Origin of the sequence: Mesorhizobium sp. M7A.F.Ca.US.002.01.1.1, from assembly GCF_004022955.1 — a bacterium.
Lineage (GTDB): Bacteria > Pseudomonadota > Alphaproteobacteria > Rhizobiales > Rhizobiaceae > Mesorhizobium > Mesorhizobium ciceri.
Map to the genome: position 1 here is coordinate 1 of NZ_RZQE01000994.1, position 745 is coordinate 745.

Here is a 745-nt window from a genome sequence, read left to right on the forward strand (position 1 = left end):
GTGCAGCAGGGCGGTGATCTCGGTGGCGAGGATCTTCTTGGCCTCATTGATCTCGGATCCGCCGAGCCGCTCGAGCCGCGCCACTTCGTCCAGCGGCAGCGTCGTGTAGAGCTTCAGGAAGCGGGCGACGTCGGCATCCTCGGTGTTGCGCCAGTACTGCCAGAATTCGTAGGGGCTCAGCATCTCCGCGTCGAGCCAGACCGCGCCCGAAGCCGACTTGCCCATCTTGGCGCCCGACGAGGTGGTGAGCAGCGGCGTGGTCAGTGCATAGAGCTGCGCGTCCTCCATGCGGCGGCCGAGATCGATGCCGTTGATGATGTTGCCCCACTGGTCGGAGCCGCCCATCTGCAGGCGGCAGCCGAGACGCTTGTAGAGCTCGACGAAATCATAGGCCTGCAGGATCATGTAGTTGAATTCGAGGAACGACAGCGACTGCTCGCGATCGAGCCGCAGCTTGACGGAATCGAACGCCAGCATGCGGTTGACGGAAAAGTGACGACCGACATCGCGCAGGAAATTGACGTAGTTGATCTCCATCAGCCAATCGGCGTTGTTGACCATGATGGCGTCGTTGGGACCGCTGCCGAATTTGAGGTAGGGCATGAAGTTGCGGCGGATACCGGCAAGATTGTCTTCGATGTCCTGCGGGGTCAAAAGCTTGCGCGCCTCATCCTTGAACGACGGGTCGCCGATCATCGAGGTGCCGCCGCCCATCAGCGCGATCGGCCGATGACCGGTCTGCTGC

At 62.0% G+C, this 745-nt stretch carries 1 protein-coding gene; it reads right to left on the reverse strand.

What is annotated here, in order from left to right; all coding sequences use genetic code 11:
- On the reverse strand, positions 1-745 hold a 745-nt coding region (tyrS, locus tag EN932_RS37315; RefSeq protein ID WP_128369583.1), incomplete at both ends, for a tyrosine--tRNA ligase.